Here is a 23199-nt window from a genome sequence, read left to right as displayed (position 1 = left end):
CGCAGGCTGCGCCGCCGCCCCCGCCGGACCGCGTCCGCGGCGCCGGGCAGTCCGCCCCGCGCGATGCCGTCCTGCACGGCTCGGGCCAGGGCCTCGTCGAACTCAGACATAGTTCTCCGCCTCCTCGTTCTCATCCGCGTACTCGGAGACATGGCCGGCCAGCGCCCGGCGCCCCCGCGCCAGACGCGACTTCACCGTGCCGGTCGGGGCGCCGGTCTCCAGGGCGATCTCGTCCACGGTCCGGCCCACCAGGTGGTGCAGCACGATCGCCTGCCGCTGGTCGGCCGGGATCGCGCGCAGCGCGGCGACCAGTGCCAGGTGGTCTGGCGAGGTGCCCGGCTGCACGTCCGGCCGGGCACCGCGCCGGTGCGCGCGCAGCCGGTTGGCCGTCCGGCGCCAGGAGCTGACCGCGATCCGGAAGGCGACCGTGCGGACCCACGCCTCGGGATCCTCGTAGGCCGCCACCCGGCCCCAGCGCTGCCAGGCCCGCGCGTAGGCCTCCTGGAGCGCGTCCTCGGCCTCGGCCAGATCACCGACCATCGCGTACACGTGGCCGAGCAGTCGGCGGTTCGAGGCGGCGTAGAACGCCTCGAAGTCCGCCTCCGATCTCGCTGTGCCCATCAGATCCGCCCCTTGTCGTCCGAGGGTGGCGATCGGCGCCACCGATCGGACACGCCCCGGCCCGGCCGCGGGTTCCCTCGCGGCGAGGAAATCTCCGGAAAAACCTGGAGCCCGCCGGCCCGAAGCGGACCGGCGGGCTCCATGCCCACAGCAGAATGCGCTGCTCAGTGCGTCTGTGTCACCTCAGTGCGTCTGTGTCACCTTCGCCAGGGCTCGCGGCGCGTCCGGATTCAGGCCACGGCTCATCGTCACGTGATACGCCAGCTGCTGGAGCGGCAGGATCTCCAGGATCGGCGAGAGCTCCTCCGGGATCCCGGACGGCAGCACGAACCCGGCAGTCGCCCCGGCCACATGCTCGGCCGAACCGACCACGACCAGGTCCGCACCGCGCTCGTGCAGCCGCTCCAGCACCGGTTCCAGCGCCGCCCCGCCGGCCCCCTCGGCCGCCACCGCGACCACCGGGCTGACGTTGTCGACCATGGCCAGCGGCCCGTGCAGCAGGTCCGCGCCGGAGAAGGCGTGGGCCGGCAGGTAGCTGGTCTCCATGATCTTCAGCGCCGCCTCGCGCACCGTCGGGTAGGAGTAGCCGCGCGCGGTCAGGACCAGCCGGGAGGCGAAGCGGTAGCGCTGCGCCAGATCGGCCACCTCGGACTCACGCGCCAGCACGGCGGCGGCCAGCTCCGGCAGCGCCTTGGCCGCCGAGCCGTCGCCGCCGCGCAGCGCGTCCACCAGCAGCCACAGCGTCAGCAGCTCGGCGGTGTACGTCTTGGTCGCCGGCAGCGCCAGCTCCGGACCGGCCAGGACGTCCAGGGACAACTCGGAGGCCTGGTTCACCGGGGAGCCGGCGACGTTGGTCACCGCCAGCGTCAGACCGCCGCTGGCCTTGGCCATCTCGGTGTACGCCACCAGGTCCGGGGACCCGCCGGACTGCGAGACCGTCACGCACAGCACGTCCCGCAGATCCGGCTCGGCGCGGTAGGCCGTGGTGGTCGACATCGAGGTCAGCCCGACCGGCAGACCGAGCGCGATCTCCATCAGGTACTTGGCGTAGTACGCCGCGTTGTCGCTGGTCCCGCGGGCGGTGAGCAGCGCGAAGCGCGGGTGGGCCGCCTTCACGGCCTCGGCCGCCTCGCGGATGCGCGGCAGCCCCTCGGTGAGGATCCGCTCCAATACCGCGGGCTGTTCGGCGATCTCCCGGGCCATGATCTGTCCTGATTTCAGAACCTGCCCCGATTTGATCCCCTCGGGCTTGGCATCGCTCACCTACGCCGTCCCTTCCGTCAGGAGCCGCGCGACCGCGAGCCCGGACACCAGCGCCGCACCATGAGTGGCGATCTGCGTCGCCCCGGCGGACTTCTCTCCCAGACCGTACGCGATCCCCATCTCCACCACGATCGCGTCCGGCCGGACGGCGGTCACGGCGGCCAGCGCCGAGGCCATCCAGGCGTGCCGGTGCGCGTCGCGCACCACCAGCACCAGGGGCCGGCCCGCGGCGGCGGCCACGGCCTCGGAGACCGCGGCCGGGGTGTACGCGATCGCGGCCGCCCGCGGCCGCACCGCGTCCAGCGCGGCGGCGGTGTCGTCGTCGCCGGCGAAGCCGGTCGGCGCGCCGGGCTCGACGAACCGCACCGCCGAGCTGCCGGCCGGCAGCTCGCTGAGCACCGGGCTCAGGCCCCAGGGCACCGCGGTGCCCGCCGCGTTGTTGGCCAGCGGCACGAACTCCAGGATCGAGGCCGGACCGGCCAGCGGGACCAGCGGGGCACCGCAGACCCGGACCGCGCGCAGGGCGGCGGTCAGGCCGACGGCGTCCGGAGCGTCCGAGGCATCCGAGGCCGCCGGGGTGTCGCCCGGCGGCTCAGAGCCCGTACTCCCGGCCACCGCACCGCCAGCAGCGTGCGTCCCCTCCACGGTCGCACGCTGCTCGGCGGCCCAGGCCCCCAGCTCGCGCACCCGGGTGGCGGCGTCGTGCAGCCGCTCGGCGGGCAGCCGGCCGTCCCGCACCGCCTCGACCAGCGCGTCGCGCAGCATCAGGTAGTCGCACTCGTCCCGCAGGCCGCCGCCGACGCAGACCGCGTCGACTCCGGCGGCCAGCGCCAGGACCGTCCCCTCGGCGATCCCGAACGTGTCGGCGATGGCGGCCATCTCGATGCCGTCGGTGACCACCAGCCCGGTGAAGCCGAGTTCACCGCGCAGCAGGTCCACCAGGACCTTGCGGCTCATGGTCGACGGGAACTCCGGGTCGTAGCGGGGCGCCAGGATGTGCGCGGTCATCACCGACTTCACCCCGGCCTGGATCGCGGCCCGGAACGGCGCCAGGTGCTTGGCCCACTCCTCGTCGGAGTGCTGCACCAGCGGCAGCCCGTGGTGCGAGTCCACGGCCGTGTCGCCGTGCCCGGGGAAGTGCTTGGCGCACCCGGCCACCCCGGCCGCCTGTAGACCCCTGACATACGCCGCGGAGTGCCGCGCCGCCACGCCCGGATCGGCCCCGAAGGACCGGGTCCCGATCACCGGGTTGTCCGGATTGGTGTTCAGGTCCGCGTCCGGCGCGTAGTTCAGGTTGATCCCGGCGCGCCGCAACGAGCGCCCGATCTGCCGGGCCACCGTCTCGGTCAGCTCCGGGTCGTCCACGAACCCCAGGGCGTAGTTGCCCGGGAACGCCGACCCGGTGGCGACGTCGAGCCGGGTGACGTCGCCCCCTTCCTCGTCCACCGCGACCAGCACGTGCGGGTTCTCGGCCCGCAGCGCCGCCGACAGCTCGCCGGTGCGTTCCGGCGTCGCGGCTATGTTCCGTCCGTAATAGGCGACTCCGCCTAGACCGTCCTCCGTCAGGGCGCGACGCACCCAGTCGGGAACCCGGCCGGAGTCGTCATTGACGAACCCCGGCTGCAGGACGGCGGCGGCGTCGCGCAGCAGTTGCTCTCCCATGCGCGCGCCGACCCCTTACCCCTTCACCGCGCCGGCGGTGAGACCGGTCGAAAGGCGGCTTTGGAAGATGGTGAACAAGATGATGACGGGAGCGGCGATGATCAGCGCCCCGGCCATCTGCCCGGAGTAGTCCGAGCCGTGCGACGGTGTGCTGCTGAAGAACGTCAGCCACACCATCGCGGTCTTGTTCTGGGCCGGCCCCATGATCTGCCGCGCCATCACGAACTCGTTCCAGGCCTGGATCCAGGCGAACACGCCGGTGGACACCAGCCCGGGGGCCAGCAGCGGCAGCACGACCCGCCGGAAGGCCTGGGCCTTGGTGCAGCCGTCGACCATGGCCGCCTCGTCCAGCTCGACCGGGATGCCGACGATGTAGGTACGCAGCGTCCAGATGATGAACGGGATCGTGAAGACCAGGTAGGCCAGGATGAGCCCGACCAGCGAGCCGATCAGGTTCGCGGAGTTCAGCACCGGCAGCAGGCCGACCAGGATGGTGATCAACGGCACCGTCTGGACCACCAGGATCGCCACGATGAACGGCTTGCGGCCGCGGAAGTCGAAGCGGGCCACGGCCAGCGCCGCCAGCAGGCCGACGACCAGGCTGATGGCCACCGAGCCGAGGGTGATCACGACGGTGTTCCACAGGTTCGCGCCGAAGTTGTCGTCCATCGCCGAGGAGAACGACGAGAAGTCCCAGTGCGAGGGCCAGAATGTCGGGTGCTGCGCGATGAGGTCCTTGTTCGACTTCACCGTGGTCAGCAGCATCCAGTAGATCGGGAAGCCCAGCACGATGGCGACCAGCATCGCCACGGTGTTCCAGAACGCGGTCATGGCCCGGCGGGGGGCCCGGCGGTAGGCGCTCACTTCTGATCCCCGATCCTGAGCATCTGACGGATGTAGAAGACGAGCACCAGCATCATGACGACGATCATCGCGACCGAGATGACCGCGCCGTCGCTGTACCGGTTCCGGTCGAAGGCCTGCTCGAACAGGTAGACGCCGATGGTCCAGTAGCCCTGCTCGGGCGCGCCGTTGCGCATGGTCCAGATCTGGTTGAAGACCTGGAAGTCCCAGATGAAGGACAGCGCCGTGGTGATCATCAGCAGCGGCCGCAGGATCGGCAGCGTCACGTTCCGGTAGACCTGCAACGGCGAGGCGCCGTCCACCCGGGCCGCTTCCTTGAGCTCGGTGGGCACCTGCGTCATACCCGCGTGCAGGGCCAGGACCAGGAACGGCAGCGCGCCCCAGACCACCACCGAGGTGACCACGACGTACAGGCCCTGATTCGGGTCGGCGAACCAGTCGTGGTGCAGCATCCCCTTGAAGCCGACCAGGTAGAGGATGTAGTCGATGACGCCGTAGGCGTTGTCGAACAGCCAGCGGAACACGGTGCCGGTGACGATCGTCGGCATGGACCAGACGAACAGCAGCACCGTGATCAGGGTGACCCGGGCCCAGGGCGAGATCCGGCCCAGCAGCGCGGCGATGGCCATCGCGATGAGCATGCTCAGGGCGACGTTCAGCGCCGTCCAGACCAGGGTCCGGCGGATCACCTGCCAGAACAGCGGGTCCGACAGGATCGAGCTGAAGGTCTGGAAGCCGACGTAGCTGACCAGGCTGGGATTGACGAACTTGCGGTAGTTGTTCATGTTCTGGAACGCCAGCAGGACCATCCGCACCAGCGGATAGCCCATCATCGTCGCGAGCACGACGACCGAGGGCACCAGGAAGAGATAGGGCAGGGACTTGCCCCGCACGGTCACGCCCCGCCGTTTCGGCGGTGGACTTTGGACCTCCCGTTGGGAAGGCCGGTTCTGGATAACACTCATCGGATCCGCGATCCTCTCGGGCGCCCGGCGCTGATGGCGACTCGCAGGCGGCGGCAAGGAAGCGGCCGGCGGTGAGGACCCCCCCTCACGACGCCGGCCACTCAGGTGTTCTCTGACGGGGTGCGCTGCGGCGGTGCGACCGGCTCCCCAGCCGGCCGCACTCCGCTCCCCCCTTTGTCGATCAGTCGCGAACTAGCTGTTGAGGTCCTTCAGGATGCTGTCCTGAAGACTCTTCAGCACGGTCGCCGGATCCTGACCGGAGGCGATCTGCCCGAACGCGGTCTTCAGCTGGGTCTCGTCGGCCGGGGCCCAGTTCGGCGAGTTCGGGATGAACCAGGTGACGCCCTTGGCCGCGTCGCCGGTGGCCTTGTTGGCCGGGTCGGCGGCGATGTAGTCGTCGATCTGGGTCTTGTTGTTCGGGATCGCCTTCTGCGCCAGCAGCTTCATGCTGGTGGTGTCGGTGAAGATGCGGATCCACTCCTCACCGAGCTTGCTGTTGGCCGCCTTGCTCGGCACGGCCAGGTTCGAGCCGCCCAGGAACGCCGGGGTCGGCGCGGCCGCGGTCACGCCGGGCACGGCGATCTCGGCCAGGTCGGGCTTCAGCGTCGGGTCGCCGACCTTGGGGTCGTAGACCTGCGCGGCCTCCCAGCCGTTGCCGATGATGGCCGAGATGTTGCCCTTGGCCATCAGGGCGTCCTGGTCGGTCTCGTCCTTGGTGGCGCCGCCGACCGAGTAGTTCTTCTGCAGGTCGTCCCAGGTCTGGATGCCCTGCAGGAACTTCGGGTCGGTCATCGTGCCGGTCCAGCTGTTGCCGTCGGACTTGGCGATGACGCCGTTGACGCCGTAGGTGCCGGCGCCGAAGGAGATGGCGGTGTACCAGTTCTGGCCCGGCAGGTAGAGCGCCGAGAAGTTGGGCTTGGCGGCATTGGCGGTCTTGACCTTGTCCAGGTCCGCCTTCAGCTCCTCGACGGTGGTGGGCGCGGTGGTCACCCCGGCCGCGTCCCACAGGTCCTTGCGGTAGATCAGGACGCGCGAGCCGGCGTAGTAGGGGATCGCGTACTGCTTGCTGCCGTCCGGCGAGGCGCCGGAGGCGGCCAGGCTGTCCAGCCAGGCGCCGGAGTTGTCGAACTTGGACTTGTCCCCGGTCAGGTCGACCAGCTGGTTCGCGCCGATGTACTTGGCGGTCTGGGTGTTGCCCAGCTCGATCGCGTCCGGGGCCGACGAGGAGCCGATGGCGGCGTCCACGGTCTGGCCGTAGTTGGTCCAGGTCTGCCAGTTGATCTTCACCTGGGCGCCGGTCTCGGCGGTGAAGCGCTGGTTGGCCTGGTCGACGACGTTCTCCCAGCCCTTCTGCGCGTCCTGCATCAGCCAGATGTTGACGGTCTTGCCCTTGCCGTCCGTGGTGATCGGCGACCCGGTGGAGCCGGTGCCGCCGGAACCCAGCTGGTTCGAGGACGGGGCCGCGGTGGTGCCGGTGCCACTCGCCGAGTCGCCACCGGACTTCGACGAGCTGCACGCGGAAGCCATGAGCGCCACGGCCACGGCCGCCGACGACAGGGCTATGAGCTTGCGCCTCATGCCGTACTCCTTGGTAGGTGAGGGATCTGAAAGACCCACGGCGACCACCAAGGACTCACCGACCGCGCGACACGGCAACCCTGAGCGATGCCGTCCCGTGCTGCGTTGACCGGTGTATCCGGATCTCGTGGATCTGTTGTGGTCGGCACCCGGGAATCACAGGGCTGTGTACCACCGCCGTGAAGCGCCTCCTGAAGCGCCTGGCGGACCCTTCCCGATTGGTTTAGACCAGTCCGGAGACTGGCATAGACCACTGGGGCCGTCAAGACTGCGCGACCTCGGTTGTCCAAGCCGTTACCAAGACGCAACCAGCACTGACATACATAATCCCGTCCCAGGTAAACCCCGGTATCCGAACAAAGTCGGCACCGAGATCGCCCGGCTGGACACACACGCGGGTCCATGGCACTTTGGGCCACGAGGAGGGGCCGTTCATGACCGCAGAACCCGCGAACATCGCTCTGGAGGCGCAAGGGCCGCCGACCCAGAGCCCGCCGCTGGAATCAGGGCTGGAATCCGCCCTGGAAACCGTGCGCGTGCCGAAGTACTACCGCCTGAAGCAACACCTGCTCGATCTCACCCAGACGATGCCCCCGGGCACCCCGGTCCCCCCGGAACGCCTGCTCGCGACCGAGTTCGACACCTCGCGCACCACCGTCCGGCAGGCGCTGGCCGAGCTGGTGGTGGAGGGCCGGCTGGAGCGGATCCAGGGCAAGGGCACCTTCGTGGCCAAGCCGAAGGTGGCGCAGTCGCTACAGCTGACCTCTTACACCGAGGACATGCGGGCCCAGGGGCTGGAGCCGACCTCGCGGCTGCTGGAGATGGAATACGTCGCCGCCGGCGTGGAACTCGGCGAGCGGCTGGGCATCCGGGCCTCGGCCAAGGTGCTGCGGATCAGCCGGCTGCGACTGGCCAACGGCGAGCCGATGGCGATCGAGACCACGCACCTGTCCCAGCAGCGGTTCCCCAATCTGCGCAAGCTGCTCGGCCGCTACTCCTCGCTGTACACGGCGCTGGCCGAGGAGTACGGCGTGCATCTGGGCGAGGCCGAGGAGACCATCGAGACCGCGCTGGCCACCCCGACCGAGGCCGGCCTGCTCGGCACCGACACCGGCCTGCCGATGCTGCTGCTGTCCCGGCACTCGATCGACACCGAGGGCGAGCCGGTGGAGTGGGTGCGCTCGGTCTACCGCGGCGACCGGTACAAGTTCGTGGCGCGGTTGAAGCGGCCCGACGGCGAGTAGCGGGCCGGCCGGCCGGGAGCGGCTCGACCGGCACAGCGTGTCCCAACTCACCCCGCGATCGCACGGCCGGGGCCAGGGCCTGCCGTAAAGTCGCGTCGTGTCCATCGTCGTAGTCACCGGAACCAACACCGACGTCGGCAAGACCGTCGTCACGGCCGCCGTCGCCACCCTGGCCGCCACCCGCGGCAGCTCCGTGGCCGTGGTGAAGCCGGCGCAGACCGGGGTCACCCCCGACGGGCCCGGCGATCTGGCGACCGTGCGGCAGCTGGCCGGTGTGACCGATCTGCACGAGTACGTCCGCTACCCGGACCCGCTCTCCCCGGCCGCCGCCGCCCGCCGCTCCGGCATAGCGCCGCTGGACTTCGACGACACCGTCCGGCGCATCCAGGACCTGGCCGACAATCGGCGACTGGTCCTCGTCGAGGGCGCCGGGGGCCTGCTGGTCCGCAACGACGAGGACGGCAGCACCCTGGCCGACCTGGCGCACGCGCTCAAGGCGCCGCTGCTGCTGGTCGCGCACCCTCACCTGGGCACCCTGAACATCGCCGCGCTCACCCTGGAGGCGATGGCCGCCCGCGGTCTGGACCTGGCCGGCATCGTGCTGGGCTCCTGGCCGACCACACCGGACCTGGCGATGCGCAGCAACATCCGCGACCTGGAGACGATCGGCGCCCGCCCCCTGGCCGGCGCGCTCCCCGAAGGCGCCGGGCGGCTCGATCCCGCCGACTTCCTGCTCGCCGCCCGGGCCGGACTGGCCCCGGCGTTCGGCGGCACCTTCGATCCGGCAGAATTTCGGCAGACCTGGGACCCTCGGAAGGCGGCCTGACTTATGACAACCACTGAACAAGACCTCGATATCCTCGGCGCCGCCCGGCGCCAGGTGCTGGACGAGGGCGTGGGGCTGACCGAGGAGCAGGTGCTTCAAGTCCTGCGGCTGCCCGACGAGGCGCTGCCGGAGCTGTTGCGGCTGGCGCACGAGGTCCGCGAGAAGTGGTGCGGCCCGGAGGTCGAGGTCGAGGGCATCGTCTCGGTGAAGACCGGCGGCTGCCCGGAGGACTGCCACTTCTGCTCGCAGTCCGGCCTGTTCCCCTCGCCGGTGCGCGCCGCGTGGCTGAACATCCCCGAACTCGTCGAGGCGGCCAAGCAGACCGCGGCCACCGGCGCCACCGAGTTCTGCATCGTCGCGGCGGTCCGCGGCCCGGACGAGCGCCTGATGAAGCAGATGCGCCAGGGCGTGAAGGCGATCCAGGACGCGGTCGACATCCAGGTCGCCGCCTCGCTCGGGATGCTGACCCAGGAGCAGGTCGACGACCTGGCCGACATGGGTGTGCACCGCTACAACCACAACCTGGAGACCGCGCGCTCCCACTTCCCCAACGTGGTCACCACCCACACCTGGGAGGAGCGCTGGGAAACCCTGACGATGGTCCGCGACGCCGGCATGGAGGTCTGCTGCGGCGGCATCGTCGGCATGGGCGAGAGCCTGGAGCAGCGCGCCGAGTTCGCCGCGCAGCTGGCGTCCCTGACCCCGGACGAGGTCCCGCTCAACTTCCTCAACCCGCGCCCGGGCACGCCGTTCGGCGAGTTGGAGCCGCTCGGCGCCAAGGAGGCGCTGAAGACCATCGCCGCCTTCCGGCTGGCGCTGCCGCGCACCATCCTGCGCTACGCCGGCGGCCGCGAGATCACCCTGGGCGACCTGGGCACCGAGCAGGGGCTGCTGGGCGGGATCAACGCGGTCATCGTCGGCAACTACCTGACGACGCTGGGCCGCTCCCCCGAGGAGGACCTGGCGCTGCTGACCAAGCTGGAGATGCCGATCAAGGAGCTGTCGAAGACGCTGTGACGGCCGGCCGACACGGCCACCGGGCGGTCCGGGGCGGTCATCCGACCCGGGCCGTCGCCGTTCACGCCGCCAGCAGCCGCAGCGCCGCCTCGGACGACGAACCCTCCGGCACGGTGTGCAGGATCAGCGCCTGGTCCGGGTCGTCGGGGGCACGGAAGGTCTCGTATTCCAGGGTGATCTCGCCGACGACCGGGTTCCGGTAGGTGTAGCTGCCGTGCGTCTTGTCGCGCACGTCGTGCCGCGCCCACACCTCGGCGAAGTCCGGGTTCCGGCACAGCTGTCCGATCAGCGTGCCGAGCGCCGGATCATCGGGGTGCCGACCGAGGTCGAAACGCAGGTATGCCGCGATGTCCGCCATCTTCGCGGCCGGGTCTTGGAACAGCCCGCTGAAGTGCTCGGTGTGGCAGAGCAGCCAGGCGAGGTTCCGCTCATGCGGCTCCAGGACCCCGAAGTCGGTCAGCAGCGCGGCCGCGAGCTCGTTCCAAGCCAGCACGTCGGTGCCCAGGCCGACGACGTACGCCGGGACGTCGGTCGTGGACTCCAACAACCGCTGGAGCCCGGGCCGTACCCACTGCGGCTCCCGCTTGCCAGTCCCCTGATACACCTGCGACTGGCCCGGCCGCGCCAGCCGGTACAGGTGCTCGCGCTCGGTCGGATCCAGCTTCAGCGCCCGGGCCACGGCGTCGAGGACTTCCTCGGAGAACTGGAGCGCACGGCCCTGTTCCAGCCGCACGTAGTGGTCCACGCTCACCCCGGCCAACAGCGCCGACTCCTCGCGGCGCAGCCCGGGAACCCGGCGGCGGCCGCCGTAGTCGGGCAGGCCCACGTCGGCCGGGTTCAGCCGGGCCCGCCGGGAGCGCAGGAACTCGCCGAGTTCGGCGCGTCTGTCCAGGGTCATGACTCCTGCCTAACACGCGCGGCGCATCCTGGTCATCCCGTGCCTAGGCTTCGCGCGGTCCTGGGTAACCGGCCGCGCAGGGCCGATCGTCGTAAGCATGACGAACGAGACAACGCAGCAGAGCACGAACACCGTCCTGGACACCGCCCGCCTCGGCACCACCGACCTGACCATCACCGGCGTCGGCTTCGGCTCCTGGGCCGTCTCCGGCAGCGGCTGGAGCTACAGCTGGGGCGCCACCGACGACGCCGAGTCGATCGCCGCGATCCGGCACGCGGTCGACTCCGGCGTCAACTGGATCGACACCGCCCCGGTCTACGGTCTCGGCCACTCTGAGGAACTGGTCGGCAAGGCGGTCTCGGCCTACTCCGAGGCCGACCGGCCCTACATCTTCACCAAGACCGGGCTGGTCTGGGACCCGGAGAACCCGCAGGCCGCGCCGATCCGCACGATGCGGCCGGCCGGCGTGCGCCGGGAGCTGGAGGCCTCGCTGCGGCGCCTGGGCGTGGAGCAGGTCGACCTCTACCAGGTGCACTGGCCGGACACCGGCAAGGCGCTGAGCTTCGCCCCCGGCGACGCCGGTGACGGCTCGGTCTCCCCGGACCACACCCCGCTGGCCGAGTACTGGCAGCTGATGGCCGATCTGCGGGCGGAGGGCAAGGTGCGCGCGATCGCGCTGTCCAACCACAGCGCGCAGCAGTTGGCCGTGGCCGAGTCCATCGCGCACGTCGACGCCGTCCAGCCGCCGTTCTCCGCGATCAACCGCTCGGCCGCGGCGGACATCGCGTGGGCGAAGGAGCACGACACCGGCGTCATCGTCTACTCGCCGATGCAGTCCGGCCTGCTCACCGGGGCGTTCTCGGCCGAGCGGGTGGCGAACCTGCCGGCCGACGACTGGCGCCGCGAGAGCCCGGACTTCACCTCCGGGTTGGCCGCGAACCTCCAGGTGGCCGAGGCGCTGCGGCCGATCGCGGCGCGGCACGGCGTGAGCGTCGCCGAGGTCGCGATCGCGTGGACGCTGGCCTGGCCGGGCGTCACCGGGGCCATCGTCGGGGCGCGCACGGCCGCGCAGGTGGACGGCTGGCTGCACGCGGGGGCGCTGCGGCTGACCGAGCAGGATCAGGCCGAGGTCACCGCCGCGATCCAGGCCTCCGGAGCCGGGTTCGGACCCGCGAGCGTGTAGCGCGATCCGGCGAGGCGGTCGCCGGGTTGTTCGCCGGGACGACGAGCACCTGCAAGGCCGGCGGGTTCCGTGAAGTCAGCTCTCCGACGCCTCGACGCCGGGTGCTGAGGATCGGCTTCCAGGCCCTTGCGCGAGCCGGAGCGGGGCGGAAAGCTACTGACTCGTAACTTCGCCCCAGTCCGCCCGAACCGACCACAGGTGACCGTCGTGACCGAAGCACAGCCCGAAAGCCCGCGACCGCTGCACGGCGGCCAGATCTCCGTCGAGGTGGCCCGCGCGCACGGCGTGGAGACCATGTTCACGCTCTCCGGCGGACACGTCTTCTCGCTCTACGACGGAGCGGTGAAGGCCGACCCGCCGATGCCGATCCTGGACGTCCGGCACGAGCAGACCGCGGTCTTCGCCGCCGAGGCCACCGCCAAGCTGACCCGCAAGCCGGGCCTGGCGGTCCTGACCGCCGGCCCGGGCATCACCAACGGCGTCTCGGCGGTGACCACCGCGCACTTCAACGGCTCACCGGTGGTCGTCCTCGGCGGCCGGGCCGCGGATTCCAACTGGGGCAAGGGCGCCTTGCAGGAGCTGGACCACCCGCCGCTGCTGGCGCCGGTGACCAAGCACTCGGCGACCGTGCACACCACGGCGACGCTGGCCGCCGACCTGGACGGCGCCTTCGCCCTGGCCGACGCGCCGCATCGCGGTCCGGTCTTCCTCGACCTGTCGCTGGAGGCGGCGTTCGACGTGGACGCCAAGCCGTTGCCGACAGTGGGAGCCCGCAAAGCGGTCGTCCCGGATCCGGAGGCGCTGGCGAAGATCGGTGATCTGCTCGCCCGCGCCGCCAAGCCGGTGCTGGTGCTGGGTTCCGACGTGTGGATGGACGGCGCCGAGACCGCCGCGGTGGCCTTCGCCGAGGAGACCGGCGTCCCGGTGATCACCAACGGCATGGGCCGCGGCATCCTGCCGCGCGGCCACCGGCAGCTGGTCACCCGGGCCCGCTCGGCCGCGTTCGGCGGCGCGGACCTGGTGATCGTCGTCGGCACCCCGCTGGACTTCCGCCTGGGCTACGGGCTGTTCGGCGGCCGTGACGGCAACCCGCTGGCGCCGGTGGTCCACCTGGTCGACTCCCCGGAGCAGATCAGCAGCCACGTCGGGCTGGCGGCGAGCGCGGCCGGCGACCTGGCCGCGGCCTTCGAGGGCATCGCGGAGTCCTGGCGCAAGGGTACGAAATCCGGTGCCTACGCGGACTGGCTGACCGCGTTGCAGGACAAGGCCTCCGCGGCCATCGCCGCCGACCGGGACCTGCTGACGTCCGCGTCCGACCCCATCCACCCGGCCCGCGTCTACGGCGAACTGCTGCCCCGGCTGGCCGACGACGCCGTGGTGATCGGCGACGGCGGCGACTTCGTGTCGTTCGCCGGCCGGTTCGTGGAGCCGGGCCGGGCCGGCTGCTGGCTGGACCCGGGCCCCTACGGCTGCCTGGGCACCGGCCTGGGCTACGCGATCGCGGCCCGGCTGGCGCGGCCGACCTCGCAGGTGGTGCTGATGTTCGGGGACGGCGCCGCCGGCTTCTCGCTGATGGACGTGGACACCCTGGTGCGGCACGGGCTGCCGGTGGTGATGGTGATGGGCAACAACGCGTGCTGGGGCTTGGAGAAGCACCCGATGCAGGCGCTGTACGGCTACGACGTCGCCGCCGACCTGAACCCGGACGCCCGCTACGACAAGGTCGTCGAGGCGCTGGGCGGCGGCGGGGAGTTCGTCACGGACCCGGGGCAGATCGGGCCGGCCCTGGACCGGGCGTTCGCCTCGGGGCTGCCGTACCTGGTCAACATCGCGACCGACCAGACCATCGCGTATCCGCGCTCGACCACGGGGCTGTGAGTATCGACTGGATATCGCGCGAATATCGAGTACCGAGCTGAAAGTGTCGCAGCGCGGCGGAGTTTTGTAGTCTCCAGCGCGTGACTGACTGGGTGACCATATCCTCGCTGGCCACCGCCGGGACCACGGTGATCCTGGCGGCGGCCACGCTGAAGTCGGTGCGCTCGGCCTCGCGCGCCGCGGCCGCCGCCGAGCGGGCCGTGCTGGTGGGCCTGCGGCCGGTGCTGCTGAACTCCCGCCTGACCGACCGCGACGAGAAGATCTTCTGGGCCGACGACCACTGGGCGGTGGTGAGCGGCGGGCGCGGCTACGCCGAGATCGTGGACGGGAACGTGTACCTCGCGATCTCGGTGCGCAACGCCGGTGCCGGGCTGGCGGTGTTGCAGGGGTGGTCCGTCTCCGACGAACGCCGCGGTCCGGAAGACCGGCACACGGCGCTGCCGGACTACCGCCGGATGATCCGCGATCTGTTCATCCCCGCACACGACATCGGCTACTGGCACGCCGCGATCCGCGACACCGACGACCCGCAGTACGACGCGATGGCGGCGGCGATCAAGGAGCGGCGGGTGTTCACCGTCGAAGTCCTCTACAGCGACCACGAGGGCGGGCAGAGCAGCATCTGCCGGTTCGTCCTGCGGCCGCGGGACAAGGACGGGAATCCGGCGGACTGGCTCACCGGGGTGGGGCGGCACTGGAATCTGGACCGGCCGGATCCGCGCAGTACGCAGTACGCGTGAGGCGCTATTCCCTTTGATCGCTATTCCCTTTGATCACCGGGAGGGGCGAAGCTAGCGTCAGGTGCATGAGCTCCGAGACAAGTGCGCCCGGTCCCAGTGCCCCCAGTACCCCCAGTACCCCCAGTGCCGATCCCGGGAAGTGGCTGGAGTACAACCGCGCCAACTGGGACGAGCGGGTACCGATCCACGTCGACGGCGAGTTCTACGACCTCGCCTCGTTCGTCGCGGGGCGGGAGACGCTGGCGGAGTTCGAGCTGGCCGAGGTCGGGGACGTGCGGGGCAAGCGGCTGCTGCATCTCCAGAGCCACATCGGCACCGAGACGCTGGGCTGGGCCCGGCACGGGGCCGTGGTCACCGGGCTGGACTTCTCGGGGCCGGCGATGGCCGCCGCGGCTTCGCTCGCGGAGCGGATCGGCGTCACCGACTCGCGCTGGTTCACGTCGGACGTCTACGACGCGGCCGAGGCGCTGGGCGGGGAACAGTTCGACGTCGTGTACACGGGCAAGGGCGCGTTGTGCTGGCTGCCGGACATCGAGCGGTGGGCCCGGGTGGCGGCTTCGGTGGTGAAGCCGGGCGGGTTCCTCTACCTGTCGGAGTTCCATCCGTTCGGGAACACGCTCCGCGAGGAGGACGGCCGGACGGTCGGGTACGACTACTTCGACGCCTCGCCGCAGGTCTGGGACGAGCCGGGGACGTACGCGGATGCCGCTGCGGCTACGCGGGAGAACGTCACGGTCGAGTTCAACCACGGACTCGGGGACATCGTCAGCGCCCTGATCGCGGCCGGGCTGCGGTTGGAGTTCCTGCACGAGTTCGACAAGACGATGTTCGCCCGGTATCAGGTTCTTGAGAAGCGGGACGGGTTCTACCGGCTGCCCGAGGGGATGCCGCGGGTGCCTTTGATGTTCTCGCTGCGGGCTTCCAGGCCGGCGTAGGCGCTTACCGGATTGCCGCCTACCGGGTTTGCCGCTTACCGGGTTTGCCGCTTACCGGGTTTGCCGCTTACTTAGCTCTCCCTCTCCTACCGCGTCTACAGCTTCGCCATGAAGCGGTCAGCGTTGACGATGACGCGGGTGATCTCGCCTTCGCCGACCAGCCGGCCGGCGGCGTCGTGGGCGGCCACGGTGAAGCGCAGGAGGCGATCGTCGCGGTGCGCGAGTTCGGCGGCGGCGGTGACGGTGCCGCCGACCGCGGTCGGGTAGACGTGGTCGAAGCGGATGCGCGTGCCCACGGTGGTCTGGCCCTCGGCCAGGAGCGGCGCGGCAGTCGCGACGGTCGCCTGCTCGGCGAGGGCGATGAGGCGGGGCGTGCCGAGGACCGGGAGGTCGCCGGAGCCGATGGCTTGGGCGGTGTCGGCTTCGGTGACGTGCAGGGTGACTTGTGCTGTCTGCACTGCCTGTGCGCCCTGCGAGGCATGGGCGCTTTGCACCTGGCTCGGTGTGCTTTCAGCGCTGTCAGCGCTGTCAGCGCTCTCGGTGCTGTCGGTGTTCTCAGTGCTCTCGGTGCTGTCGGCTTCGGTCACGCGTAGACCCTACACAGGCTGTGGAAGACGCCCCGCCGGCTCATGAGCTCCGGCCAGGTGCCGCGTTCCACGACGTGACCGTCGTCCAGCACCACGATCTCGTCGACGTGCTCCAGCCCGGCGAGGCGATGCGTGACCAGGAGCGTGGTCTGCGGCAGGGCGAGGAGATCACACAGGAGCGCGTCGGCGGTGGCCGGATCGAGGTGCTCGGTGGGCTCGTCGAGGAGCAGCACCGGGAAGCCGGCCAGCAGCGCGCGGGCCAGCACCAGGCGACGATGCTGGCCGCCGGAGAGGCGAGCGCCGTGCTCACCGACGAAGGTGTCGAGCCCGCGAGGAAGAGTGCCGACCCAATCGGCGAGGCGGGCTTGGCGGAGCACCGATCCGAGCTCCGCGTCCGTCGCGTCGGGACGGGCCAGCCGCAGGTTCTCGCGCAGGGTGCTGTCGAAGACATGGGCGTCCTGCGCACAGAGGCCGACGACGCGCCGCACGTCCTCAGACCGCAGGGCAGTGGTGGGGACGCCGCCGAGGGTGATGGAGGCGGGGTCCGCGGGGTCGACGAGGCGGAGCAGGGCACTGATGAGCGTGGTCTTGCCCGAGCCGCTGGGCCCGACCACGGCGACCTTGCGGCCGGGGGCCAGGTCGAGGTCGAGGTGCTGGAGGGCGGGATCAGTGCGGCCGGGCCAGGTGACCTGGAGCGCTCGGGTGGCGATGGTGGGGTGGGCTGCGGGATGCGGCGCGAGGGTCTGCGATGCGACAGGCAGCGGCAGCGGCTCGGCGGGCTCGCGGACGGCGTCCGGCGCGGCGAGGACTTCGCGGACGCGGCGCTCGGCGGCACGTGCGCGGCGGAGGTACTGGAGCGCTTGGGGCATCGCGGCGGTGGCTTCGAGGAGGGCGAGCGGGGTGAGGATGAGGACGGCTAGGAGCGTGGGTGGGAAATGGTGCGCGGCTTGCTGGGCAGCTTGGTGCGCGGCTTGCAGCGCTGTGGTGCCGAGCGGGTGGGCGGTGCCGGGGGCCCGCGAGATGGCACCCGCGGCTTGGCTCGCATTGGCAGCAGCTAGGTGCGCGGCGTCGGGAGTTTGTCCGGCAACACTCAGGGCTTGGCGGGCTGCCGCGACTTGATGAGTGGTGTGGCCACCCGCGTCGACAGCCCCCAAAGCCACGTAAGCGGCGCCCCAGACCGTCGCGCCGGTGGCGAGGGTCGTCAGGGCCGTGCCGAGGCCGCGGGCGGCGGCTGAGCGGCGTTCGGTGGCGGTGAGGTCGCGGTCGGCCGCCTGGACGCGGGCCAGGCGCGGGGGGACCGCGTCGGCGGCGAGCAGGTCGGGGGCGCCGCGCAGGAGGTCGTGGAGTTCGGTGGTGAGGTGGCCCTTGGCGGGCGCCACGTGCCGGTCCGCGGCGGCGGATGTGCGGGCGGCGGCGAGGGGGATCGCGATGCCGGTCGCGAGCAGGCCCAGGGCGGTGATCAGCGCGACGCTCGGGAGGGCTTCGGCGAGTGCGGCGACGGCCGGGGTGCCCACGGCCGTCGCGGCGAGTGCGGGGATCAGGAAGCGGACATAGCGGTCCTGGACTGCGTCCACGTCGGCGACGAAGCGTGCCAGCAACTCGCCGCGCCGCCGGCCTGGCGCCTGTCGGCAGAGGCGGTCGTAGGTGCGGGCGCGGAGGCTGCCGAGGATGCGGTACGCGGCGTCGTGCGCGACAAGGCGCTCGGCGTAGCGGAACACGGCGCGCCCGATGCCCAGCGCCCGTACCGCCGTGATCGCGATCATGAGGTCGAAGATCGGCGGCTGCTGCGATGCCCGGGAGATGAGCCACGCGGAAGTCGCCGCGAGGCCGGTCGCCGAACCGAGGGCCGCGGCGCCAAGGGCTGCGGCCAGGGCGAGGCGCGCGGTGGGGCGGCCGCTGTCCAGTCGCTCATTTGGCCGAATTCGGGCGCGGGTCTGGGCGGCGGGGTCTTGACAGGGTTCACAATTGCGAAGATTGTTCTTTTTGAGGCGGTGCGCCCCCTGGGTGGGCGGGGCGTCAACCGGGTGTGTCGCGTAGGTATCGGCGGGCCCGAGCGTCACCACCCGATCCGCGACCTCCAGCAGTGCCGCGCGGTGCGCCACGATGATCGCGGTGCGGTCGGCGACCAGGCTGCGGATGCTGGCGACGGCCTCCGCTTCGGCCGCGGGGTCCAGGGATGCGGTCGGCTCGTCGAGGAGGACTAAGGGGCGGTCCGCCAGGAAGGCCCGAGCCAGGCCCAGGCGTTGGCGTTGGCCCGCGGACAAGCCGTGGCCGCCTTCGCCGATGCGCGCGTGCAGGCCGCCGGGGAGGGCCGCCACGAAGTCCGCCGCCGCGGCCGCTCGCAGCGCCTCCCAGACCGCCGCGTCGGACAGGTCGGTCTCGGGCAGGTCCGAGTCAGGCACATCCCCGTCGGACACCGCGCGTCCGGCCCCCAGCCGCACGTTCTCCGCCACCGTCCCCGCGAACAAATACGGACGCTGCGGCACCCAGGCGATCGGCCCGCACGCGGTCGCCGTCCCCGCCGCCACATCCACGAACCCCAGCAGCGCCTTCAACACCGTCGACTTCCCCGCGCCCGACGCCCCCACCAGCGCCACGCACTCCCCCGGGGCCACCGTCAACGAGAAGTCCGAGAGCGCCGGCTCGCCGCGGCCCGGGTAGCTGACCGTCAGTCCATTGATCTCGATCCCGGCGAGTTCCGTCGAGGCGCGCGGGCCGGGGACCGGCGCCGGGACCGGCGTCTCCAGCACCCCCAGCACCTCCCCCGCAGCCGCCTTCCCCTCGGCACTCGCGTGGTAGAACGCCCCCACCTGCCGCAGCGGCCAGTACGCCTCCGGCGCCAGGATCAGCACCAGCAGCCCCGTGCGCAGGTCCAGCGTGCCTGCCACCAGGCGCAGCCCGATCCCGACCGCGACCATCGCCACCGAGATCGTCGACGCCAGCTCCAGTACCAGCGACGACAGGAACGCCAGCCGCAGCGTCCGCAGCGTCGCCGCCCGGTCCTCGTCCGTGGCCCGGCGGATGGCGGCGGCCTGGGCCCGGGCGCGGCCGAACACCAGCAGGTCCGGCAGGCCCGCGACCACGTCCAGGAAGTGCCCGGCCAGTACGTCCAGCGCCCGGCGGCGGCGCTCCACATGCGTGCGGGTCGCCACGCCGACCAGCCACAGGAACAGCGGGATCAACGGCAGGGTCACCAGGACGATGAGGCCGGACTCCCAGTCCGCGCCGAACAGGACCGCCAGGACCGCGGCCGGGACCGTCGCCGACAACACGACCTGTGGCAGGTAGCGCGCGAAGTAGCCGTCCAGGCCGTCCACACCGCGGGTCGCCAGCGTCACCAGCGATGCCGTCTTGCGCGTGGCCAGCCATCGCGGGCCGAGAGCCATGAGATGCGCGGCCAGCCCGACCCGCAGCGCCGACTTCACCGACGCCGCCGCCCGGAACGCCGCGGCCTCCATGGCCCACGCGAGCCCGGCCCGCACCGCGACACAGCAGCCCAGCGCCACCAGCCACGGCCAGACCCCCGACGCCGTGGGCGCCGCCCGACCCGCGGACCCGAACCCGAACCCGCCCCCGAACCCGATCGCGATCAGCGACGCCAGCGCCCACGCCTGCCCGATCACCGCCAGCGCCGACAGCGTCCCGAGCACCGCGCACAGCGCCGTCCAAGGCCGGACAGCGCCGGCGTGCTCCGCCAGCCGCCGGTCGAGCATCAGCGGCCCGCCGCGGCGAAGCGGGTAGGCACAGCGAGGCGGGTCGGCAGCATCACCGAGGCCATCAGTGCGCCGCCGGAATGTTCCGGACCCCGATCCGCTTCCGGAACACCCAGTACGTCCAGCCCTGATACAGCAGCACCAGCGGCGTGAACACGCACGCCACCACGCTCATCACCCTCAGCGTGTAGTGCGAGGACGCCGCCGAGTGCACCGTCAGCGACCAGTCCGGGTTCAGCGAGGAGGGCATCACGATCGGGAACACCGCGATGAACATCGACGCCACCATCGTCGCCACCGCCACCCCGGACAGCACGAAGGCCCAGCCGTCCCGCCCGATCCGCACCACCACCGCGCACGCCAGCAACGCCACCAGCGGCACCACCGCCACCGTCCAGGACAGCGGCCCGCCCCAGTGGTTGTTCACCCGGCCCAGCAGCACACCGACCAGCACCAGGCTGACCAGCGCGCCGGGGACCGCGAGGCGGCGGGCGGCGTCGCGGATCGGGCCGCGGGTCTTCAGGGCGGTGTAGACGGCGCCGTGGGTGAGGAACAGGGCCAGGAAGGCCAGGGCGCCGATGACGCCGTCCACGGTGGTGAGGAAGTCCGACATCCGGCCGTGGAAGTTCATGTCGTCGCCGATCTTGGTGCCGGAGAACATGCAGCCGAAGACCAGGCCCCACAGCAGCGGGGGTAGCAGCGAGCCGACGAAGATGCACAGGTCCCACCAGGCGCGGTGCCGGGCGTCGCTCTTGCCCCGGTACTCGAAGGCGACGTTGCGCACGATCAGCGCCAACAGCACCAGCAGCAGCGGCACGTAGAAGCCGGACAGCAACGTCGCGTACCAGTTGGGGAAGGCCGCGAAGGTGGCGCCGATCGCCGTGATCACCCACACCTCGTTGCCGTCCCAGACCGGGCCGATGGTGTTGATCAGGACCCGGCGGTTGGTCTCGTCGCGCGCCAGGACCTGCGTCAGGATCCCGACGCCGAAGTCGAAGCCCTCCAGGAAGAAGTAGCCGATCCACAGCACCGCGATCAGCAGGTACCAGAAGTTCACCAGGCTCACAGGCCGTCTACCTCTCAGTGCTCAGTACTCAGTACTTCAGTGCTCACTACGCGGATCGAGGGCTCAGTAAGCGAACGCCAGCGGCTGGTCTTCGTCCCCGTCCGAGGACGCCGACGCCGGCCCGTCGGCCGGGGCGACGTCGTGCACCCCGGCCCGCGCGTACTTGACGCACAGCCCCACCTCGACCACCGCCAGCACCGCGTAGAGCGCCGCGAACAGGATCAGCGAGGTCAGCACCCGGCTGGCCGGGACCGAGGTCGAGACGCCCTCGCGGGTGCGCATCAGGCCGTAGACGATCCAGGGCTGGCGGCCGGTCTCGGTGAAGATCCAGCCCCAGGCCGAGCCGATCACCGGGAAGACCAGGGTCCACAGGCCGAACCGCCAGAACCACGTGCCCCAGCGTCCGGCCGGCGTGCGGCCGCGCCGGGTGAACCAGAGCCCGAACAGCGCGACCAGCACCGAGAACATCCCGAAGCCGATCATCCAGCGGAAGGACCAGTAGGCCATCGGGATCCACGGCCGGTAGTCGCCGGGGCCGTACTTGGCCCGCTCGGCGGCGTTGGTCTGGTTGATGCCGGGGACCGGGTCGTGGAAGTTGCCGTGGGCCAGGAAGGACAGCAGCCGCGGGATCTCGATCTCCACCGAGTTGCGGCCCTTCTCCACGTCGCCGACCGCGAACAGCGAGAACGGCGCCGGGCCCTGGGTGTCCCACAGCGCCTCGGCCGAGGCCATCTTCATCGGCTGCTGCTCGAACATCACCTTGCCCTGCTGGTCGCCGGTCAGCGCGACGCCGACGCCGGCGATCAGCAGCGCCCACAGGCCGACCAGCAGCGAGGGCCGGAACACCGTCGGCTGCTGCTTCTTGCGCAGGTGGTAGCAGGAGATGCCGACCAGCGCGGCGCCGGCGCACAGGAAGCAGGCGGTGAGCACGTGCAGGAAGGTGATGACCGTGGTCTTCTGGATGATCACGGCCCAGAAGTCGGTGAGCTCGGCGCGGCCCTTCAGCTCGTTGATCACGTAGCCGACCGGGTGCTGCATGAAGGAGTTGGCGGCCAGGATGAAGTAGGCGCTGGCCACGGTGCCGAAGGCGGCGATCCAGATGCAGGCCAGGTGCACGGCGCGGGGCAGCCGCTCCCAGCCGAAGATCCACAGGCCGAGGAACGTGGACTCCAGGAAGAAGGCCAGCAGCGCCTCGATGGCCAGCGGCGAGCCGAAGATGTCGCCGACGAAGCGGGAGTACTCCGACCAGTTCATGCCGAACTGGAACTCCTGCACGATCCCGGTGACCAGGCCGAGGGCGAAGTTGATCAGGAACAGCCGGCCCCAGAACTTCGTGGCCTGGTAGTACTGCTCCTTGCCGGTGCGGTGCCAGGCCGTCTGGAACCCGGCGACCAGGAACGAGGTTCCGATGGTCAGCGGGACGAACAGGAAGTGGTAGACCGTGGTGATCGCGAACTGCCAACGCGCCACCGACACCGGGTCCATCGCGGCGGTCACGGTCTGGTGCACGGCTCGGCCTCCCGCGGACGGACAGACGTGGTCAGGTGATCACGCAGCGTAGTGGGTCCGGACTCGGTGCGGCCAAAGCCCCGTCACCTGTTCGGCGGCACGCGCGGGGCCGGTGTTACCTTGCCTGCATGGATTACTGCGGGCAGTGCGGCGAGCCGACGGCCGCGACCGGCCACGACCGGTGCGCGGCGCGGGCGGAGCTGGAGCCGCCGCGGTACTGCGAGCAGTGCCGCCGGCGGATGGTGGTGCAGGTCGTGCCCCGGGGGTGGTCGGCGCGGTGCGTCGAGCACGGGACGATCACGAGCTAGGGCCGGACAGCAGAGCCGGACAGTAGAGCCGGATAGCAGAGCCGGACAGCAGGTCCGGACACGACGAAGCGCGCCGCCGGTCGACCCGGGACGGCGCACTTTCTGGTGTCTTGCCCTCAGCCGATGACGGCGATGAGGTCGCCCTCCTGCACCACGTCGCCCTCGGCGACGGCCAGGCGCGACACCTTGCCCGAGACCTCGGCCAGGACCGGGATCTCCATCTTCATCGACTCGAGGATCACGAGGGTGTCGCCGTCCTCGACCTCGTCGCCCTCGGCCGCCACGATCTTCCACACGTTGGCCACCATCTCGGCGCGGACTTCCTCGGCCACGTTCGATGCT

The 23199-nt window shown here is 71.1% G+C and carries 20 protein-coding genes; 8 read left to right on the top strand and 12 right to left on the bottom strand.

Annotated elements, in window-relative coordinates; translation table 11 throughout:
• Positions 1-102: 102 nt before the first annotated feature.
• From IZR01_RS00745 to IZR01_RS00720, 6 genes are all read right to left on the bottom strand, one after another.
• Positions 103-621 carry a SigE family RNA polymerase sigma factor gene (locus tag IZR01_RS00745; protein ID WP_194922482.1) on the bottom strand — a complete coding sequence of 173 codons (519 nt, stop codon included), beginning with the start codon at positions 619-621 and terminating at the stop codon, positions 103-105.
• Positions 622-804: 183 nt separating this feature from the next.
• Positions 805-1824 (bottom strand): SIS domain-containing protein, encoded by a 1020-nt coding sequence (locus IZR01_RS00740; RefSeq protein WP_194900034.1) that lies wholly within the window; start codon positions 1822-1824, stop codon positions 805-807.
• Positions 1825-1884: 60 nt separating this feature from the next.
• A complete protein-coding gene (locus IZR01_RS00735) occupies positions 1885-3546 on the bottom strand; it encodes a glycoside hydrolase family 3 protein (protein ID WP_194922481.1) in 1662 nt (553 codons plus the stop codon).
• A 15-nt stretch (positions 3547-3561) separates the two neighbouring features.
• A complete protein-coding gene (locus IZR01_RS00730; protein WP_323746560.1) occupies positions 3562-4410 on the bottom strand; it encodes a carbohydrate ABC transporter permease in 849 nt (282 codons plus the stop codon).
• A complete protein-coding gene (locus IZR01_RS00725) occupies positions 4407-5309 on the bottom strand; it encodes a carbohydrate ABC transporter permease (RefSeq protein ID WP_323746561.1) in 903 nt (300 codons plus the stop codon). Before IZR01_RS00725 ends, IZR01_RS00730 begins: the two co-directional genes overlap by 4 nt.
• 258 nt (positions 5310-5567) lie before the next feature.
• Positions 5568-6953: an extracellular solute-binding protein gene (locus IZR01_RS00720; protein ID WP_194922480.1), complete on the bottom strand. Its 1386-nt coding sequence runs from the start codon at positions 6951-6953 to the stop codon at positions 5568-5570.
• A 434-nt stretch (positions 6954-7387) separates the two neighbouring features.
• On the opposite strand from IZR01_RS00720, the gene IZR01_RS00715 reads away from it, so the two are divergent.
• The 3 genes from IZR01_RS00715 (at position 7388) to bioB (ending at position 10040) form a co-directional block, all read left to right on the top strand.
• The gene (locus tag IZR01_RS00715; protein ID WP_228555487.1) at positions 7388-8197 is read left to right on the top strand and encodes a GntR family transcriptional regulator; all 810 of its coding nucleotides are present in this window, start codon (positions 7388-7390) and stop codon (positions 8195-8197) included.
• A gap of 97 nt (positions 8198-8294) precedes the next feature.
• Positions 8295-9023 carry a dethiobiotin synthase gene (gene bioD / locus IZR01_RS00710; protein WP_194897385.1) on the top strand — a complete coding sequence of 243 codons (729 nt, stop codon included), beginning with the start codon at positions 8295-8297 and terminating at the stop codon, positions 9021-9023.
• Positions 9024-9026: 3 nt separating this feature from the next.
• Complete coding sequence (gene bioB, locus IZR01_RS00705) at positions 9027-10040, top strand: biotin synthase BioB (RefSeq protein ID WP_194897386.1); 1014 nt, start codon at positions 9027-9029, stop codon at positions 10038-10040.
• Between the two features lie 61 nt (positions 10041-10101).
• Here bioB and IZR01_RS00700 read toward each other — a convergent pair whose 3' ends face one another.
• Positions 10102-10938, bottom strand: a complete 837-nt coding sequence (locus tag IZR01_RS00700) for a helix-turn-helix transcriptional regulator (RefSeq protein WP_194922479.1) — start codon at positions 10936-10938, stop codon at positions 10102-10104.
• A gap of 97 nt (positions 10939-11035) precedes the next feature.
• Here IZR01_RS00700 and IZR01_RS00695 point away from each other — a divergent pair, with 97 nt between their 5' ends.
• The 4 genes from IZR01_RS00695 to IZR01_RS00680 all read left to right on the top strand — a co-directional run bounded on the left by IZR01_RS00695 (position 11036) and on the right by IZR01_RS00680 (position 15674).
• The gene (locus IZR01_RS00695) at positions 11036-12121 is read left to right on the top strand and encodes an aldo/keto reductase (RefSeq protein WP_194922478.1); all 1086 of its coding nucleotides are present in this window, start codon (positions 11036-11038) and stop codon (positions 12119-12121) included.
• 198 nt (positions 12122-12319) lie between these two features.
• Positions 12320-13999: an acetolactate synthase gene (locus IZR01_RS00690; protein ID WP_194922477.1), complete on the top strand. Its 1680-nt coding sequence runs from the start codon at positions 12320-12322 to the stop codon at positions 13997-13999.
• 80 nt (positions 14000-14079) lie between these two features.
• Positions 14080-14739 carry a hypothetical protein gene (locus tag IZR01_RS00685; RefSeq protein ID WP_194897390.1) on the top strand — a complete coding sequence of 220 codons (660 nt, stop codon included), beginning with the start codon at positions 14080-14082 and terminating at the stop codon, positions 14737-14739.
• A gap of 65 nt (positions 14740-14804) precedes the next feature.
• Positions 14805-15674 carry a class I SAM-dependent methyltransferase gene (locus IZR01_RS00680; protein ID WP_194922476.1) on the top strand — a complete coding sequence of 290 codons (870 nt, stop codon included), beginning with the start codon at positions 14805-14807 and terminating at the stop codon, positions 15672-15674.
• A 95-nt stretch (positions 15675-15769) separates the two neighbouring features.
• Here IZR01_RS00680 and IZR01_RS00675 read toward each other — a convergent pair whose 3' ends face one another.
• From IZR01_RS00675 to IZR01_RS00660, 4 genes are all read right to left on the bottom strand, one after another.
• A complete protein-coding gene (locus IZR01_RS00675; protein WP_194897395.1) occupies positions 15770-16132 on the bottom strand; it encodes a thioesterase family protein in 363 nt (120 codons plus the stop codon).
• A gap of 125 nt (positions 16133-16257) precedes the next feature.
• Positions 16258-19974: a thiol reductant ABC exporter subunit CydD gene (gene cydD / locus IZR01_RS00670; protein ID WP_194922475.1), complete on the bottom strand. Its 3717-nt coding sequence runs from the start codon at positions 19972-19974 to the stop codon at positions 16258-16260.
• Between the two features lie 64 nt (positions 19975-20038).
• Positions 20039-21040 carry a cytochrome d ubiquinol oxidase subunit II gene (cydB, locus tag IZR01_RS00665; RefSeq protein WP_194899553.1) on the bottom strand — a complete coding sequence of 334 codons (1002 nt, stop codon included), beginning with the start codon at positions 21038-21040 and terminating at the stop codon, positions 20039-20041.
• 63 nt (positions 21041-21103) lie between these two features.
• Complete coding sequence (locus IZR01_RS00660; RefSeq protein ID WP_194899556.1) at positions 21104-22537, bottom strand: cytochrome ubiquinol oxidase subunit I; 1434 nt, start codon at positions 22535-22537, stop codon at positions 21104-21106.
• Positions 22538-22677: 140 nt separating this feature from the next.
• Here IZR01_RS00660 and bsaP point away from each other — a divergent pair, with 140 nt between their 5' ends.
• Complete coding sequence (gene bsaP / locus IZR01_RS00655; protein WP_194899554.1) at positions 22678-22857, top strand: biotin synthase auxiliary protein BsaP; 180 nt, start codon at positions 22678-22680, stop codon at positions 22855-22857.
• 116 nt (positions 22858-22973) lie between these two features.
• On the opposite strand, the gene IZR01_RS00650 is transcribed toward bsaP, so the two are convergent.
• On the bottom strand, positions 22974-23189 hold the full coding sequence (locus IZR01_RS00650) for a biotin/lipoyl-binding carrier protein (RefSeq protein ID WP_015796282.1): 216 nt from the start codon (positions 23187-23189) through the stop codon (positions 22974-22976).
• Positions 23190-23199 lie beyond the last annotated feature (10 nt).

Origin of the sequence: Catenulispora pinisilvae (assembly GCF_015356865.1) — a bacterium.
Classification (GTDB): domain Bacteria; phylum Actinomycetota; class Actinomycetes; order Streptomycetales; family Catenulisporaceae; genus Catenulispora; species Catenulispora pinisilvae.
Note: the sequence above shows the minus strand (reverse complement) of the source record. Positions and strands in the feature narration are given on the sequence as shown.

Bases quoted from the DNA above. Each gene is read 5' to 3' on its own strand.
- IZR01_RS00745 (WP_194922482.1), bottom strand. From the start codon at position 621: ATGGGCACAGCGAGATCGGAGGCGGACTTCGAGGCGTTCTACGCCGCC.
- IZR01_RS00740 (WP_194900034.1), bottom strand. From the start codon at position 1,824: ATGGCCCGGGAGATCGCCGAACAGCCCGCGGTATTGGAGCGGATCCTC.
- IZR01_RS00735 (WP_194922481.1), bottom strand. From the start codon at position 3,546: ATGGGAGAGCAACTGCTGCGCGACGCCGCCGCCGTCCTGCAGCCGGGG.
- IZR01_RS00720 (WP_194922480.1), bottom strand. From the start codon at position 6,953: ATGAGGCGCAAGCTCATAGCCCTGTCGTCGGCGGCCGTGGCCGTGGCG.
- IZR01_RS00715 (WP_228555487.1), top strand. From the start codon at position 7,388: ATGACCGCAGAACCCGCGAACATCGCTCTGGAGGCGCAAGGGCCGCCG.
- bioB (WP_194897386.1), top strand. From the start codon at position 9,027: ATGACAACCACTGAACAAGACCTCGATATCCTCGGCGCCGCCCGGCGC.
- IZR01_RS00700 (WP_194922479.1), bottom strand. From the start codon at position 10,938: ATGACCCTGGACAGACGCGCCGAACTCGGCGAGTTCCTGCGCTCCCGG.
- IZR01_RS00695 (WP_194922478.1), top strand. From the start codon at position 11,036: ATGACGAACGAGACAACGCAGCAGAGCACGAACACCGTCCTGGACACC.
- IZR01_RS00680 (WP_194922476.1), top strand. From the start codon at position 14,805: ATGAGCTCCGAGACAAGTGCGCCCGGTCCCAGTGCCCCCAGTACCCCC.
- cydD (WP_194922475.1), bottom strand. From the start codon at position 19,974: ATGCTCGACCGGCGGCTGGCGGAGCACGCCGGCGCTGTCCGGCCTTGG.
- bsaP (WP_194899554.1), top strand. From the start codon at position 22,678: ATGGATTACTGCGGGCAGTGCGGCGAGCCGACGGCCGCGACCGGCCAC.